We start from the raw sequence: 16,491 nt of genomic DNA on the forward strand, positions 1-16,491 counted from the left end.
GTGCGTGCCAAGGATGGGCACTGGCACTGGGCCGAGACCCACGCCAGTGCCTTCCGAGACGCCAAGGGTCGGATGGATGGCTTTATTGCCTCCTTCCGCCTCATCGACACGGAGGTCGCCAAGGAACAGGAGTTGCTGCGCCGCGCCGGCACCGACAGCCTCACCGCTCTGTTCAACCGGGAGGAGATGTTCCGGCAGATTGAGCGCCTCATGGCTCGCCACCAGCGCCGGGGCGAGAAGCTGGCAGTGCTCTTCTGCGACCTGGACCGGTTCAAGAACGTGAACGACATCCATGGCCACCAGGCCGGCGATGCCGTGCTGCAGGAGATCGGGATCCGGGTGCGCTCCTGTCTGCGATCCACCGATCTTGCCGCCCGCATCGGCGGCGATGAGCTGATGGTGGTGCTCACTGACCTCCATGGCCCCGAGGATGCCAAGGCCATTGCCGAGAAGCTGCGGCTTGCAGCCCATGTGCCCGTACCGACGCAGGCGGGCGACCTGCAGGTGAGCATCAGCGTGGGTGTGGCCGTGGCGCAGCCGGATGAGTCGCTCGATGCCTTGATCGCCCGCGCTGACGCCGCCATGTATGCGGCCAAGGAGCAGGGCCGTGATCGGGTGGTGATGATTGCAGCCTCACCGCAGCAGAGACGAGAGTCCTGAGGAGCCTGAGCCAAGGTGAGCGCGCAGCCCTTCGCTTGATCAGGCCATGCCAGCGAGAACGGCAGCAGACCTCGGTCTGCTCTCCGGCTCTGAACCCGACGCGGAGATCAGCCGGTGGGCCTCCGCTGAATGCGCCTGGGGCCCAGCCTCAGTACCGCGGAGCCGAGCCACGGAGACGGGACGCAGGTGCCCGTGCGCACGGGAGGACACCCGCTGCACAGGCTGTACGCACAGATCTACGCACAGATGCCCAGAAATGGCCTCAGATCCCTTGCCGCAACTAGAGAAAGCGCCTGCCTTAAAAGCAGGATGTCGCTGGTTCGAACCCGGCATCGCGCATCTCAGTCACCGCTTGAAAAATCTTCCAAAGCCCTTCCTGCAAACGGTTTCCGCGTTGGGCTTGCTTGCGCACCGATTTCCTCCCTCGCACAGCGGGTAGTCCCGCCGAGCATCGGATCATCGGCCTCTTCTCAGGTGATTGACAGCGACCGCATCCTGGAACCGGGGTTATCCCGATGTCTGACTGGCTGCGACCCTGGCGCGTGGAGATTCGTGAGACAGGGCGTTGCGGTGCCATTGCCTATCACGAGCCGACAGGGAGTCTGACGTTTTACTCTGAGCTGGGCAGCAGCGACAGCGTCGCTCTGATTTGGGGGGAGTCTGCTGACCACTGGCACGCATGCCACCCCTGGGCTGCCGATCGCCGCCGTGACATCCTGAAGCGTGTCGCGGAGGAAGTCGTGCGCCAGAAGGCACCGAACTGCCCCGCGGACATTCAGGAGCCTCAGGGATTGATCCATATCCGGGAGCTGGATTAGGTAGCAGGAACTGCGCTCTTGATCAGGTTTTTCGGACGCGCGCTGCACCCGCAGTTGATTTGTGCTCAGGCGTACCCTTGTTGAAATGAATAACCCTGAGGTAAGTGGCGTGGTTGGTGGGGCATTGGATCAAGCTTCTTTCGCTTCAAGTTCTCTCTACTGGCCGGTTTGCCATCCGCCCTTTTCCAGAGAGGCCTGGACTAAATGTGTCTAGAATAATTAGGGCTTCCTGAGAAAGAGCAAAGCGGCTGCGCCGCAGTGGATCCGAGCAGATTTCAACTGTAGAATGTGCTCAATTCGGCTCGATATCGCCGAAAAGCAGTCCAGAGTTTTCCACATGTATCGGCGCGAGCATCGTCATCAGCTCTCGTTTGAGGATTTCTTCTTGCCGTTTGGCGGCAAACTCTCTGGTGACAATCGCTGGATCAAGCTTGCTGAGCTCATTCCCTGGGATGAGCTGGAGGACGACTACGCGTCGCAGTTCTGCAAAGGCTTTGGGGCACCTGCCAAGCCATTTCGAATGGCATTGGGTGCCCTGATCATCAAAGCTCGCATGGCGATCACAGACGAGGAGCTGGTTGAGCAACTCAAGGAAAATCCGTACCTGCAATTCTTCATTGGATTAGAAGCGTTCCAGTTCTCAGCACCGTTCGATCCATCGATGATGGTCTATTTCCGGAAGCGCCTGCCGGAGTCAGTGATCAACGACTGCAACGAACGGATCGTGCGCCATGGGCTGAATGTGATCCAGGCCGCAGATGCCGACGATGATCAAGGTGCAGACAAAGGTGGCGGTTCTTCCACGGGGCATGGCAGCAATGATCACACGTCTATGCCATCGGCCAACCAAGGCACACTCTTGATTGACGCCACATGCGCACCGGTTGACATCCGCTATCCGACTGATTTATCTCTGCTCAATGAAGCCAGAGAAGTTACAGAAAAACTGATTGATGCGATGCATCCGCCGATCAGAGAGGCGTTTGGCCAGAAGCCACGTACGCATCGAAAGAAAGCCCGTCAGCAGTTTTTGGCAGTGGCAAAGAAGAAGCGCCCTCGCATCAGCAAGATTCGAAGAGCGATTAAGCAGCAGCTCGGCCATCTTCAACGGAATCTTGGCAGTATTGATGCCCTGATCGCTTGCGGTGCCTGCCTTTTGGCCGCAGGAAGACACTGGTATCACAAACTCTTGGTGGTCAGCGAGCTGATTCGCCAGTAGAAGATTCTCTACCACTCAGACAGCAGAAGCATCCCCAATTGGATCGTGAGCCTCTTCCAAGCTCACATCAGGCCCATAGTTCGTGGCAAAGCCAGATGTAATGTCGAATTCGGAGCCAAGATCTCAATTTCAGTTACGGGTGATGGATTCACCTACCTAGGGACTCCTGAAAAATCCAGATCCATTGCGCCGCAGCTGGTCTCAAGCATGAGAAACCGCTAAAGTGGCCGTGAATCAGGCAATCCGTGATTGCCTTTACTCCTGATCGTTCCATATGTACCGGAGGCACAATAACGGTCAGATCTCAATCAAGGAGTTCCACCTGCCATTTGGCGGCACACTTGATCCCGAGAACCGCTGGGTTCAACTGGAGGGGCTGATCCCATGGGATGAGCTGGAAGAAACCTATGCCACTCAATTCAGCTCCACAATTGGCGCTCCAGCCAAATCAGTGAGGATGGCCTTTGGTGCTCTCTACATCAAACAGAAGTTGGGGCTAACCGACGAAGAGACTGTCCATCAGATCAGAGAGAACGCCTATATTCAGTTCTTTCTCGGCTTTGCGGGCTACACAGCCAAGGCACCGTTTGATGCCTCGATGATGGTGCACTTTCGCAAACGCTTTTCTGACGAGGATCTGCGCCGTATCAACGAGCTGGTGGTGCAGCGCGGCAAAGAGATCCTTCTGGAAGCACTTGCTCAGGCAGCAGACGATGACGACCATGATGATCGTGATTCCAGTGGAGGAGGCGCTCAGCTAGAACTTGATGCGTTGATCAAGCCTGCTGACTGGCCAGAAGGAAAGAATTGGGGCACTCTCACGATTGATGCCAGTTGCACTCCTGCCGACATCACCTATCCCAGAGACCTCAAGCTCCTCAACGAGGCTCGCACAACGACCGAGCGAGTCATTGATAATCTGTGCAGTCAGTCATCGGGATTCAGGAGACATCGACCGCGCTACGACCGTGGCCTTGCTCGTGCTCATTTCCTCAGAGTCGCGAAGCAGAAACGGCCACGCCGACGCAAGGTGAAGCCTTCCATTAAACATCAGCTTGGCTATGTGCGCCAGAATCTCAAGGCTATTGACGCTCTGATCGACTGTGGGGCAATGCTTTCCGAGCTCAAGAGGCATTGGTGGCAGAAGTTACTGGCCTGCAGCGAGCTGGAGCGGCAGCAGAGCCTTCTGCTCGACTCTCGGACCAACAGCATTCCAGATCGCCTGGTGAATCTTGTGCAGACCCATATCCGCCCAATGGTGCGAGGCAAGGCACGTGCTGCGGTGGAGTTTGGTGCCAAGATCAGCGTTTCGGTTCAAAACGGCTTTCCGTTCTTGCACCGCATCAGCTGGAACCCCTACAACGAAGGAGAAGACCTGATCGCTCAGGCGGAAAAATACAAGCTGGATACAGGATCATACCCAGAGCGCATCTGCGCCGACCGGATTTACATCACGGCCAAGAATAGGCATTTCTGCACGAGGAACGGCATTCGCCTCTCCGGCAAGCGATTGGGCCGCCCGCCCAAGGATCCTGATGTCACTACTACACACAAGCAGCAGCTCCGATCTGATCAAGCACGACGCAATGAAGTGGAAGGCGTCTTTGGCTCTGGAAAGCGCAAGTATTCGCTGGATCTGATCAAGGCTCGTCTACCAGCTGGTGCCGAATCCTCCATCTCGATGGCCTTTGTCGTGATGTGCGCGGAGAAGGTCTTGAGGCTGCTGCGCCTCTTTTTTGTCGTTCTTTTTGGGTGGATCTACAGCTTTCTTATGGCCTGGTCAGCGATCAGAGCGCCTGAGGGCATCTGCAAGCCAGCCTTTTGAGATCTGGCCCACTTGATGTCACCGCGCTTGCCGGCCTGATTAACGCGAAGCAAACGGACGAATCCGGCGCCGATGGGCCGAGAATCTTTTTCAGGAGTCCCTACCTAGACCGCTTGAGCTACGACCCCTACAACGAAGGAGAAGATCTAAAGGCTCAAGCAAGAGCCTATCGCCGTCGTCATGGTCATTATCCAGAAGTGATCTGTGCCGATCAGATCTATCGGACTCGAGCGAACCGCGCTTTCTGTCAGCGTCATGGGATTCGCCTGAGTGGACCTCGCCTTGGTCGGCCCAAGAGCGATCCTGAGCTTGTGGCAGAAGAGAAGAGACAGTTTCTTGATGATCAACGGCAACGTAACGCGGTAGAAGGCAAAATCGGACAGGGGAAGCGGCGATTTGGATTGGGTTTGATTCGTGGTATCCGTTCAGGGGCCGTGACGCAGCCGCGCAGCATTCACCGCCCTTGATCGCTGATCACCAAGCGACCACAGACACCACGATCGATGACGGCCGGCTCAGGGATTCGGCAACAGCGATGGCATCTCACCGCCGCGATGATGGGCGATCAAGGCCTGCTCCAGGAACTGCCAGATATCACGGCCCTGTTGCCGCAGGCTGGTGGTGACCGTGAGCAACCTGCTGCGGCAGATTGCACCCTGGCGGGATTGGACGCCATGGCTGATCTTGCGCTGAATCACCGAATGGCGCAGGGCACGCTCGGCTGCGTTGTTGGTGGGCTCGATCCCTTCAATCTCCAGGAAGGTCCAGAGGCCATCGCTCACTTGCAGCAACTGATGGCAGGTACGCACCGTCTTGGCCCACGGCGTTCGCTCGCCGCGCTGGCAGCCCAGCTCCACAACCCGCTGCAGCGTGCCCACAAACGCCTGGCGGATCGGCCGACAGCCCTGCTGCAACGTGGACCAGTCGATCGTTCCGTCTTTGTAGCGGTGCCACTGGGCAAACAGCTGCTGCTGCAGGCCCAGCAGCTCCGCTCCAATCTCACCGCTGGCGCCCTGACGGTCAGCGATGGCGGTGAGATCGCGGATCACGTGCGCCCAGCACAGCTGGCGCTGCTCCAGCGGGAGATGGTTGTAGGCGGAGAAGCGATCGCTCACCACAATTCCGCCAAAGGCATTCCCGAGCAGGTCGATCGCGGCGGCAGCCGAGCGGCTCAGGCTCTGCAAGAACACTGTCACCCCCATGGCGGTCACCATGACCCACTCCCAGCCGCGCCGGCCATCGGGGTTGCCCCCATCGGCATTACCGGTGGGGGCACCGGTTTCATCGACATAGACCACCGACTGCTGACGGGCAAACGCAAGGGCCTCCTGCATGGGCTGCTCCAGTGCTGCACTCAAGCGCTGGCGGATAGTGGCCATCGCTCCCCGGCTGATCTGTACCCCCAGCAGCTGATCCAGCAGCGCCTGGGTCTTGCTGAAACTCAACGGGAAGGCACTACCCAGCAGACCCACCAGAGCACTGAGCCGGGGACCGTAATGGCTTACTTCCACCTCCGCCGGTAACGAGGCACAGGTGCTGGTGGAACAGCAGGGGCAGACCAGGCGGTGCAGCCGGTGCTCGATCACCAGAGGCGTGATCGGTGGAATCTCGATCACCTGGTGCCTCAAGGGCTCGGGATCCTGACCCTGTAGCAACGTGCCGCAGCGGCGGCAGGCCTGGGGGTGGTGCTCGACCACCTCATCCACCCGCTCGATCGGCAGCAGCTCCGGCCCAGATCCGGGATGGCCCGGCTGGCCGCCGCGCTTGCGGCCACTGCCCTTGCGTCGTTCGGGCGGCCTAAACCCCTGGCCATCACTGGAGGGAGGCTTGGAAGAATTGCGGGAGCTGCGGCCGATCCGCTCGCGCAGATGGGCCAGTTCGGTCGCCAGGGCGGTGAGCTGGACGCGGAGCTGCACCATCTCCTCCTGTTGAGCCAGGATGAACTCCCTGGCACCAGCTGGCCACGACAACCAGTCCACCTCGGAAATGCCAGCAGGAGGGGCGCCCATCTCAAGCAGTCTCTGCCTGAGATGCAAACGGGAATCAGGACGCCGTCAAGGGTTCAGCAGAGACGATGTTCGCCGCGTGCTGTCCCGACCCCTGAATGCTTACGATTCGTGAGAAGCTCGCTGCCACCCAAGGATCAGCCATTGCATTGGCTGTACTGGTGATGAACCTCGAGAAGCTGCTGGGGCTTCTTTTGGTCCTTTTTGCCTTCTTGTTTCAGCTACTGATCGGCACTGAATCCATCCGAAGAGGCGAGGAGCGGCTCCTGAGCAATCAACCGGCTGCAGCCTGAGCAACACTCAGTGTTAGGGCGGGGCCTCCCCACTTTGCTGACCTAGGGCTGGTTCTTACTTTCTCAGGAGGCCCTATTTCGGGCCTCCTGAGAAGGGGCAAAGCGGCTGCGCCGCAGTGGATCCGAGCAGATTTCAACTGTAGAATGTGCCCAATTCGGCTCGATATCGCCGAAAAGCAGTCCAGAGTTTTCCGCATGTATCGGCGCGAGCATCGTCATCAGCTCTCGTTTGAGGATTTCTTCTTGCCGTTTGGCGGCAAACTCTCTGGTGACAATCGCTGGATCAAGCTTGCTGAGCTCATTCCCTGGGATAAGCTGGAGGACGACTACGCGTCGCAGTTCTGCAAAGGCTTTGGGGCACCTGCCAAGCCATTTCGAATGGCATTGGGTGCCCTGATCATCAAAGCTCGGCTGGCGTCCCCAGCAGTGGTGTAAATCCCCTGGGCCTCAGCCCCGGCGTAGCCGGGGCTGAGCGAGCACACCTCAGACGCCTGGCGTTGCAAGGGGTGGGCAGGCCCGTTTCCCTGGTTCGAGAACCACCTCAACCAGACGAACCATGCCCAAGACCCATCGTGCCGCAGTTGACCTGGCGCCGCTACTGGATGGCAGCACTGCCGGTGAGTTGATCCCCGAGCTGGCCCGTTACGGCCTGCAGCAGCTGATCGAGCTGGAGGTCGCTGCCGTGCTGGGTGCCGACCGCCACGAGCGCACCGAGGAGCGGCTCGGCTATCGCAACGGTTACCGGCCCCGCAGTCTGACCACCCAGGTAGGCGACATCGACCTGCTGATCCCCAAACTGCGGGCTGGCAGCTTCCTGCCCTCGATCCTCGAGCCCCGTCGCCGGGTGGAGCAGGCCCTCTACGGCGTGATCATGGAGGCCTACATCTGTGGGGTCTCCACCCGCAAGGTGGATGCCCTGGTCGCCGCCCTGGGATCCCAGAGCGGTATCTCCAAATCCCAGGTCAGTCGCATCTGCCAGGAGATCGACCAGCAGGTGCAGGCGTTCCTGAGCCGGCCCCTGCAGGAGTCCGGCTACGCCTACGTCTACCTGGATGCCACCTACCTCAAGGGCAGGCTGGGCAAGGCCCTGCAGGTCTGCTCACGGGCTGTCGTCGTCGCCATGGGGGTGAACGCGGACGGCCGCCGGGAGTTGCTGGGTCTCAAGGTGACAGGCAGCGAAACCGAGGGCTTCTGGAGCGAGTTCATTGCCTCGCTCAAGGTGAGGTGGGTGCCTTTTATTGGACAGTTCCGGCCCCTGACATCGTTAACCCAGGACGGGTGGAACATGGTTCGGCCTCAGTGTAGACCGCGTGGGGAGTTTTGCCTCCAAGGGAACTGTGAGGTCTTACATGGCAATACCGCCACAGGAAGCGGGCCAGGCTGATTTCAGCGTCCCAGCCATCGCTGTATGCCCGTAGGTAGACCTCCTCGTACTTGACAGTCCTCCACAGCCGTTCAACAAGGATGTTGTCGTAGCACCGCTTTCTGCCGGACCAGCTGATCTGGATCCGCTCCCCTTTGAGTCTGGCCACAAAGTCAGCGGACGTGAACTGACAGCCTTGATCGGAGTGGAAGATCTCTGGCCTACGGCCGCCTCCCAAGGCCATCTCCAGGGCCTCCAGACAGAACTTCGTGTCAAGGCTGTTGGAGAGCCTCCAGCTGAGCACATGCCTGGAATGGAGATCCATGATCGCCACCAGATAGAGGAACCCTTTCTGCAGAGGGATGTAGGTGATGTCGGTCGCCCAGACCTGATCCACCGACGTGACCTGCGTGAGGTCCACCAGGCAGGGGAACCGCACGGACGGATCACCTGGAACCGTCGTCCGGGGCTTCTGGTAGATCGCCCGTAATCCCATGCGCCGCATGAGGTTTCGCACTCGATCTCGGCTGATCGGGATACCATCTTGGGCCAGATAGTCCACCATCCGGCGGCTGCCGCTGCAGGGATCCTCCAGGTAGAGAGCATCGATCCTGGCCATGATCCGCAGCGTCGATACACGGACCGGTGTCGGCCGGTAGTACAGCGTGGATCGAGGCAGCCCCAGCAGCGCACACTGCCTGCTGATGCTGAGCTCGGGGTGGTCGTGATCGACCAGCTTGCGCAGTTCACGGGCATCAGAGCAGTTGAGACTTTTTTTTGAGCCACTCCAGCTCCATCTGCAGCCGTCCGATCTGCTGGAACAGCTCCGCCTCCTTGGCCTGCCCCTCCTCCTTGTCCTTGGTCTTCTTGCCTCGGGTGAAGAGCTCGCTGGCACCGTCCAGGAGCTGCCGCTTCCACTGGCTCACCTGGATCGGGTGGATGGCGTGGTCGGCGGCGATCTCCTGGATCGTCTTGCGGCCACTGATCGCCTCCATGGCGACCCTGGCCTTGAACTCGGGGCTGTGGGTGCGGCGCTTGCTCATCGGTGGGAGCCCCTTTCAGGGGCGGTACCCCGCCTCAGAGGTTAACGATGGGGCCTGTCCAGAAAAGCCAGACCACCTCAAGGAGCGCGGCCTCACTGGCGTCAAGCTGGTGATCAGCGACGCCCACGTGGGCCTCACCAAGGCCATCAGGCGCCAGCTGCAGGGCTGTGTGTGGCAGCGCTGCCGCGTCCACTTCGCCCGCAACCTTCTCCAGCGCGTCCCCAAAGCCCACCAGGGCATGGTCACCGCCGCCCTGCGCTCGGTGTTCGCTCAGGAGGATGCCGGAGAGATCCTCAGCCGCTGGGATGACCTGGCCGCCTCGCTGGCGGAGCGCTTCCCCAAGGCCACCGAGCTCATGAACGAGGCCAGAGAGGACGTGCTGGCCTTCCGTCACTTCCCGCAGCCTCACTGGAAGAAGGTCTGGAGCACCAACCTGCTGGAGCGGGTCAACGAGGAGATCAAGCGCCGCACCAGGGTGGTCGGCATCTTCCCTAACGACGCGTCGATCACCCGCCTGGTGGGCGCGGTATTGCTGGAGCAGCACGAGCACTGGCAGCTGGAGGGACGCCGCATGTTCTCAGCCGAGAGCATGGCCGCCATCCCGGAGCTGGAGGATCTGCCGGCCCTGCTCAGCGCCGCCGCCGCAGAGGTGCAAGACGCAGGCCCCAGGTGATTGAGGTGGCAGCGCCCCCACAGGGCGCAGCGGCCTCAATCGCCGCCCGGGGGCCGGCGCTGTAACCCCTGGGCTGCATAGAAGACCCCTGCCGCTCACAACACAGCCGCGATCAGACGAGAGACTTGACAAGTCAATCGCCTCATTTCATCGTGGAAGAACGAGGTGCATCTGCGCCTCAGGAATGACAGCCCGTCATTCCACCCTGTTCACCCTCTGAGTCAGGGCATTCGGGCCTCGGGTTTTACACCACGCAAAGGGACGCGGCCTAACGCTGCACCCTGAGAAGACCCAAATGGTCTACTGCAGGGACTCTAATAGACAGGGCCCGTTTGCGAAGATTCAGTTTGAGTTCTTAGGCTTTGCTTTCCGTCCTCGCTGTGCGAAGAACCGCTGGGGCAAGTTGTTCACAACCTTTGCGCCAGCAGTAAGCCCCTTATCCTTGAGAAAGATGAGGGATCGTATTCGAGGATGGAGACTTCGCCATCATTCTCATTTGCCATTGGACGATGTTGCCAGAATGCTGAATCCGGTCCTGCGGGGCTGGTGGCAGTATTTTGGGCGCTTTTATCCGACGGAGATGTGGAACAAGTTGTTCCGTTATTTCGACGAACGGCTTGGCTCCTGGCTGCGTCAGAAGCATAAGCCTCTGTGCGGTCACCGTGGACGAAGCCTGCGGCTGCTGAACAAAACTGCTCAGCAGAATCCACAGTTGTTTGTTCATTGGCAGATTCTTGGTCACGCAACGGTTGGGTGACAAGAGCCGGATGACGCGAGAGTGTCACGTCCGGTTCTGTGAGCGCCTGCGGGGGAAGTTCCTGTGGGCGACTCGACAATTCTTCATTGGATTAGAAGCGTTCCAGTTCTCAGCACCGTTCGATCCATCGATGATGGTCTATTTCCGGAAGCGCCTGCCGGAGTCAGTGATCAACGACTGCAACGAACGGATCGTGCGCCATGGGCTGAATGTGATCCAGGCCGCAGATGCCGACGATGATCAAGGTGCAGACAAAGGTGGCGGTTCTTCCACGGGGCATGGCAGCAATGATCACACGTCTATGCCATCGGCCAACCAAGGCACACTCTTGATTGACGCCACATGCGCACCGGTTGACATCCGCTATCCGACTGATTTATCACTGCTCAATGAAGCCAGAGAAGTTACAGAAAAGCTGATTGATGCGATGCATCCGCAGATCAGAGAGGCGTTTGGCCAGAAGCCACGTTCGCATCGAAAGAAAGCCCGTCAGCAGTTTTTGGCAGTGGCAAAGAAGAAGCGCCCTCGCATCAGCAAGATTCGAAGAGCGATCAAGCAGCAGCTCGGCCATCTTCAACGGAATCTTGGCAGTATTGATGCCCTGATCGCTTGCGGTGCCTGCTTTTTGGCCGCAGGAAGACACTGGCATCACAAACTCTTGGTGGTCAGCGAGCTGGTTCGCCAGCAGAAGATTCTCTACCACTCAGACAGCAGAAGCATCCCCAATCGGATCGTGAGCCTCTTCCAAGCTCACATCAGGCCCATAGTTCGTGGCAAAGCCAGATGTAATGTCGAATTCGGAGCCAAGATCTCAATTTCAGTTATGGGTGATGGATTCACCTACCTAGACCGCTTGAGCTACGACCCCTACAACGAAGGAGAAGATCTAAAGGCTCAAGCAAGAGCCTATCGCCGTCGTCATGGTCATTATCCAGAAGTGATCTGTGCCGATCAGATCTATCGGACTCGAGCGAACCGCGCTTTCTGTCAGCGTCATGGGATACGCCTGAGTGGACCTCGCCTTGGTCGGCCCAAGAGCGATCCTGAGCTTGTGGCAGAAGAGAAGAGACAGTGTCTTGATGATCAACGGCAACGTAACGCGGTAGAAGGTAAAATCGGACAGGGGAAGCGGCGATTTGGATTGGGTTTGATTCGTGAGAAGCTCGCTGCCACCCAAGGATCAGCCATTGCATTGGCTGTACTGGTAATGAACCTCGAGAAGCTGCTGGGGCTTCTTTTGGTTCTTTTTGCCTTCTTGTTTCAGCTACTGATCGGCACTGAATCCATGCGAAGAGGCGAGGAGCGGCTCCTGAGCAATCAACCGGCTGCAGCCTGAGCAACACTCAGTGTTAGGGCGGGGCCTCCCCACTTTGCTGACCTGGGGCTGGTTCTTACTTTCTTAGGAGGCCCTACTTCCTCAGGAGACTCTCAGTAAAATACCAGCGACAAATTATACGATGATTTTCTAATGATCCCTTTGTGAAGTCCTGCTGCAGATAATTCCGTGATCCACGTGTCCTCGGCAATCGCAAGGATGCTTCCTGTGGATCTTAAGGTCTGCAGATTGTTGCGAATGAATAAATCGGCGGTCCTGAATCCAAATGGATTAAACATGTAGACGAATGACGGCTGCGCGATCAGCTTATGACTGCGCGCGTCGTCGACGAAAAATGTGATCGGAATCTGCTCCTGGCGCAGGGTCGAAAACTGCAGCAAATTCTTTCTTGAGGTGCTGATGAGTTCCTCCGAGAAATCAAAGCCGCTATAGGTTTTGAACCTGTAGTTTTCTGCGAAGTAGATTGTCGATATTCCGCTGCCGCAGCCAACGTCAAGAAGGCGGAAGTAAAAGGGATTGAATTTAGGTGGTGTCATGTCTATCAGCCTGTCGATATTTCTTAACCATCCGATCTGAAAATGCTGCGAATCGCTGACATCCATTCCCTCGATGTTCAGTCTTGCCAAGTCTCTTTCGTCTCGATGAAGATTGTATCGATTGATCCATTGATCATTGTAGTATTGATTGGCTTCTTTTCTCCACTGGAATTCAGGATCATTCCACCTTGGTGTAAACTTAAGGCCAGGATGGCAGCTGGGCTCCATGGCGGTCACGGAAGCAACTTGTTGAGATTCTATCTCTTGGCTGATTCCGATTTCACAGGAATCATGCAGGGGAGGCAAGGCCTTGAGGCTTTGCATGGTCGAAACTTGTGATTGATTGGACCGGAGACAGGAGGCCATACTTATGGGTTTTTACCCTTGCTCTTTTCGTGGCGCCCGTGTCTCCAGGCGTACTGATTGGACAACTCATCCTGACGCTTCAAACTCGGATGAATCAACTCGGCCACTACGGCTCTGAATCGTTGTCAGTACTCGCTCAAGGGTTTGAGGAATCAAAGGAGGCGCAACCCCCTCGCGCCTTGCTTGAAACGAAGAACCCCGTGGCAGGAAGCGAGGCTGACAGGGCGTTGGGTTGTTGACGGCAGCTCTTCAGCTGATTCAGCGACCCTCCATGTCTTGAAGGTGAAGGGTGGAGACGTTCTCCCTGTGATGTTGATGTGCGTTTTGATGTCTGGTGGCAAAGTCTGTGTCAGAGATAGTTTTCAGTGGTTGAAGTACGCACATCCTTCAATGATTGCGTTCGCTCAGAATATCCACCTTCCATCTGCTTCGTCAGAGGCTTCTCTGCATTGTCGATGCGCTGGCTTGGATCAGGCAGGCGCCAGCCGGCCTGAGCGAACGACTCTGAAGCAGACCTGGTGATTTTGACGTATGGGCACTGATAACAGTATCCTGTATTGATCAGGATCTCTGGCCAAAGCAAATGAGTAAGCTCAAGTATTTTGGTCACCTGGGAGATGATATTGATGACCCGCTGGAATATTTTCAGGAGCAAAATTATATTATCTGCAGAGGAGCCACTGATCTGGATAAAATTGATCAAGTGTTTAGCATCTATAATGACACTGTGGTTGATTCGGATAGTAATTACCTGCGGCAATCGGGCCTTTGGGAGCGGCATGCCAAGACTGGAGTTGGGGGAGTTGCTAATTGTCTGTTGAATTGCCACAGTTATGAAGAGGGTGATAATGGCATGCTTTCTAGTGCAATTCTTTCTCTTCTGGGCTCTTCGAGCGTTCAGAAATCATTGTCTCAAATTAGTGGCAAGAACAATATTTTCAAGCTTTTTCAGACTATGCTTTTTGATCACGCTACCACTCCCCCTCATCAAGACTGGATTTATCTTGATTCCCGGCCTAACGGTCACCTGATAGCTGCTTGGGTTGCGCTTGAGGATACGCACCTTGAAGGAATCAGATTTTATGTCTACCCGGGTACTCATCTTATGGCTCCTCGGAGTGGCTATCTTGATCGGCAACATCATGCCATGTACGATGGCTTTCTGGCTGAAATTCGCACTTACCTAGAGTCGCGGGATCCACAGATTTATGCCCCTCCTCTTAAGAAAGGAGATATTTTCTTTTGGGGTTCGCGAATTATTCATGGATCAACGCCGGGGCCAGACCGCAGCCTTAGAAGGCGTTCAATAGCAGCACACTTTGTTCCGGATGGCTTCGGCTTTGGCAATCTGCGGGAAGACTTTTCGTTGAGATTCAAGGAAAGGCATGGTTTGGTTTATGCTGACTATGCGTTGGATGGCGAATTTCGGCAAAACAATCCTGCAGTGCTGGCCTCGGGAGTCGCCAAGGGAAAGGCCGCCTTTGATTTGAGGTCCTTCCTGAAGCTTCCATGGTAGTTGACCTTCCGGTTTCGGGCTTTGCATTCATAGCTCTGGAGTGCACAGCGTCAGGTTCAAGCGGGCCGGGCACGTCACTTGTGCCTCCCCTGGGTTGAAGCATCCAATCCTGAACTGCTGGTCATGATGCATGCGGTATTTTTTTGAGCGGCTGCTTGCCGTGGCTGACCGATTCTGGAGATCTGAGCCTGTGAGCCTCCTGGAGGCTTCAGTTATCAAGGCAGGGCACGCGATCGCAGCCTGCTTGTTCTGCGTCTTTTCCTGGAATCGGGGACGCTGAGGTGATGTACCCGTTCAGGAGTCGGGACAGCTCGCAACGAACATCGGGCTTGCTGAACCCTTGACGGTGGCTTGATTCCTGGTTGCATCTCAGTAGGGTCTCCTGAAAAATCCAGATCCATTGCGCCGCAGCTGGTCTCAAGCATGAGAAACCGCTAAAGTAGCCGTGAATCAGGCAATCCGTGATTGCCTTTACTCCTGATCGCTCAATATGTACCGGAGGCACAATAACGGTCAGATCTCAATCAAGGAGTTCCACCTGCCATTTGGCGGCACACTTGATCCCGAGAATCGCTGGGTTCAACTGGAGGGGCTGATCCCATGGGATGAGCTGGAAGAAACCTATGCCCCTCAATTCAGCGCCACAATTGGCGCTCCAGCCAAATCAGTGAGAATGGCCTTTGGTGCTCTCTACATCAAACAGAAGTTAGGGCTCACCGACGAAGAGACAGTCCATCAGATCAGAGAGAACGCCTATATTCAGTTCTTTCTCGGCTTTGCGGGCTACACAGCTAAGGCACCGTTTGATGCCTCGATGATGGTGCACTTTCGCAAGCGTTTTTCTGACGAGGATCTGCGCCGTATCAACGAGCTGGTGGTGCAGCGCGGCAAAGAGATCCTTCTGGAAGCACTTGCTCAGGCAGCAGACGATGACGACCATGATGATCGTGATTCCAGTGGAGGAGGCGCTCAGCTAGAACTTGATGCGTTGATCAAGCCTGCTGACTGGCCAGAAGGAAAGAATTGGGGCACTCTCACGATTGATGCCAGTTGCACTCCAGCCGACATCACCTATCCCAGAGACCTCAAGCTCCTCAACGAGGCTCGCACAACGACCGAGCGAGTCATTGATGATCTGTGCAGTCAGTCATCGGGATTCAGGAGACATCGACCTCGCTACGACCGTGGCCTTGCTCGTGCTCATTTCCTGAGAGTGGCGAAGCAAAAACGACCACGTCGCCGCAAAGTGAAGGCTGCCATTAAACATCAGCTTGGCTATGTGCGGCAGAATCTCAAGGCCATTGATGCTCTGATCGGCTGCGGGGCAAGGCTTTCCGAGCTTAAGAGGCATTGGTGGCAGAAGTTGTTGGCCTGCAGCGAGTTGGAGCGGCAACAGGGCCTTCTGCTCGCCTCTCAGACCAACAGCATTTCAGACCGCCTGGTGAATCTTGTGCAGACCCATATCCGCCCAATGGTGCGAGGCAAAGCACGTGCTGCGGTGGAGTTTGGAGCCAAAATCAGTGTTTCGGTTCAAAACGGCTTTCCGTTCTTGCACCGCATAAGCTGGAACCCCTACAACGAAGGAGAAGACCTTATCGCTCAGGCGGAAAAATACAAGCTGGATACAGGATCTTACCCAGAGCGAATCTGCGCCGACCGGATTTATATCACGGCCAAGAATAGGCATTTCTGCACGAGGAACGGTATTCGCCTCTCCGGCAAGCGATTGGGTCGCCCGCCCAAGGATCCTGATGTCACCACTGCACACAAGCACCAGCTCCGATCTGATCAAGCTCGACGCAATGAAGTGGAAGGCGTCTTTGGCTCTGGAAAGCGCAAGTATTCCCTGGATCTGATCATGGCTCGTCTACCAGCTGGTGCCGAATCCTCCATCTCGATGGCCTTTGTCGTGATGTGCGCGGAAAAGGTCTTGAGGCTGCTGCGCCTCTTTTTTGTCCTTCTTTTTGGGTGGATCTACAGCTTTTTTATGGCCTGGTCAGCGATCAGAGCGCCTGAGGGCATCTGCAAGCCATGCTTTTGAGATCTGGCCGACTTGATGTCACCGCGCTTGCCAGCCTGA

At 56.9% G+C, this 16,491-nt stretch carries 10 protein-coding genes and 5 pseudogenes; 11 read left to right on the forward strand and 4 right to left on the reverse strand.

The features are described from left to right. The 4 genes and pseudogenes from H8F26_RS06130 to H8F26_RS06145 form a co-directional block, all read left to right on the forward strand. On the forward strand, nt 1-660 hold the full coding sequence (locus H8F26_RS06130; protein WP_197158279.1) for a GGDEF domain-containing protein: 660 nt from the start codon (nt 1-3) through the stop codon (nt 658-660). A gap of 1,155 nt (nt 661-1,815) precedes the next feature. Beyond that, nucleotides 1,816-2,221, forward strand: a pseudogene (locus H8F26_RS20105) (transposase); the annotation flags it as partial. A gap of 750 nt (nt 2,222-2,971) precedes the next feature. Next, a complete protein-coding gene (locus H8F26_RS06140) occupies nt 2,972-4,522 on the forward strand; it encodes an IS5 family transposase (protein ID WP_197158281.1) in 1,551 nt (516 codons plus the stop codon). 101 nt (nt 4,523-4,623) lie between these two features. Further along, nucleotides 4,624-4,938: pseudogene (locus H8F26_RS06145) on the forward strand (transposase); the annotation flags it as partial. A gap of 99 nt (nt 4,939-5,037) precedes the next feature. Here the strand turns inward: H8F26_RS06145 and H8F26_RS06150 are convergent. After that, a complete protein-coding gene (locus H8F26_RS06150; protein WP_197154297.1) occupies nt 5,038-6,531 on the reverse strand; it encodes an IS66 family transposase in 1,494 nt (497 codons plus the stop codon). Between the two features lie 485 nt (nt 6,532-7,016). Between H8F26_RS06150 and H8F26_RS06155 the strand changes: the two are divergent. Both H8F26_RS06155 and H8F26_RS06160 read left to right on the forward strand, forming a co-directional pair. Further along, nucleotides 7,017-7,235 (forward strand): annotated as a pseudogene (locus tag H8F26_RS06155) (IS5/IS1182 family transposase); the annotation flags it as partial. Between the two features lie 142 nt (nt 7,236-7,377). Continuing rightward, nucleotides 7,378-8,205 (forward strand): transposase, encoded by an 828-nt coding sequence (locus H8F26_RS06160; RefSeq protein ID WP_231605494.1) that lies wholly within the window; start codon nt 7,378-7,380, stop codon nt 8,203-8,205. Here H8F26_RS06160 and H8F26_RS19280 read toward each other — a convergent pair. Both H8F26_RS19280 and H8F26_RS19285 read right to left on the reverse strand, forming a co-directional pair. Beyond that, nucleotides 8,186-8,929, reverse strand: a pseudogene (locus tag H8F26_RS19280) (IS3 family transposase); the annotation flags it as partial. The gene H8F26_RS06160 and the pseudogene H8F26_RS19280 overlap by 20 nt on opposite strands. A gap of 10 nt (nt 8,930-8,939) precedes the next feature. Next, nucleotides 8,940-9,227 carry a transposase gene (locus H8F26_RS19285; protein ID WP_231597691.1) on the reverse strand — a complete coding sequence of 96 codons (288 nt, stop codon included), beginning with the start codon at nt 9,225-9,227 and terminating at the stop codon, nt 8,940-8,942. Between H8F26_RS19285 and H8F26_RS06170 the strand changes: the two genes are divergently transcribed. The 3 genes and pseudogenes from H8F26_RS06170 to H8F26_RS06180 all read left to right on the forward strand — a co-directional run. Continuing rightward, nucleotides 9,178-9,900, forward strand: a complete 723-nt coding sequence (locus tag H8F26_RS06170) for a transposase (protein WP_255518583.1) — start codon at nt 9,178-9,180, stop codon at nt 9,898-9,900. The genes H8F26_RS19285 and H8F26_RS06170 overlap by 50 nt on opposite strands. 502 nt (nt 9,901-10,402) lie before the next feature. After that, the gene (locus H8F26_RS06175) at nt 10,403-10,657 is read left to right on the forward strand and encodes a group II intron maturase-specific domain-containing protein (RefSeq protein WP_231605496.1); all 255 of its coding nucleotides are present in this window, start codon (nt 10,403-10,405) and stop codon (nt 10,655-10,657) included. Between the two features lie 76 nt (nt 10,658-10,733). Further along, nucleotides 10,734-11,910, forward strand: a pseudogene (locus H8F26_RS06180) (IS5 family transposase); the annotation flags it as partial. A 175-nt stretch (nt 11,911-12,085) separates the two neighbouring features. On the opposite strand, the gene H8F26_RS06185 reads toward H8F26_RS06180, so the two are convergent. Beyond that, nucleotides 12,086-12,853, reverse strand: coding sequence for a class I SAM-dependent methyltransferase (locus H8F26_RS06185; RefSeq protein WP_197158285.1), 768 nt, complete (start codon nt 12,851-12,853; stop codon nt 12,086-12,088). A gap of 625 nt (nt 12,854-13,478) precedes the next feature. On the opposite strand from H8F26_RS06185, the gene H8F26_RS06190 reads away from it, so the two are divergent. Beyond that, a complete protein-coding gene (locus H8F26_RS06190; RefSeq protein ID WP_197158286.1) occupies nt 13,479-14,411 on the forward strand; it encodes a phytanoyl-CoA dioxygenase family protein in 933 nt (310 codons plus the stop codon). 490 nt (nt 14,412-14,901) lie between these two features. Next, on the forward strand, nt 14,902-16,452 hold the full coding sequence (locus H8F26_RS06195; RefSeq protein WP_197158288.1) for an IS5 family transposase: 1,551 nt from the start codon (nt 14,902-14,904) through the stop codon (nt 16,450-16,452). Nucleotides 16,453-16,491: the final 39 nt, after the last annotated feature.

Origin of the sequence: Synechococcus sp. CBW1006, assembly GCF_015840525.1 — a bacterium.
In the GTDB taxonomy this organism is placed as follows: domain Bacteria; phylum Cyanobacteriota; class Cyanobacteriia; order PCC-6307; family Cyanobiaceae; genus CBW1002.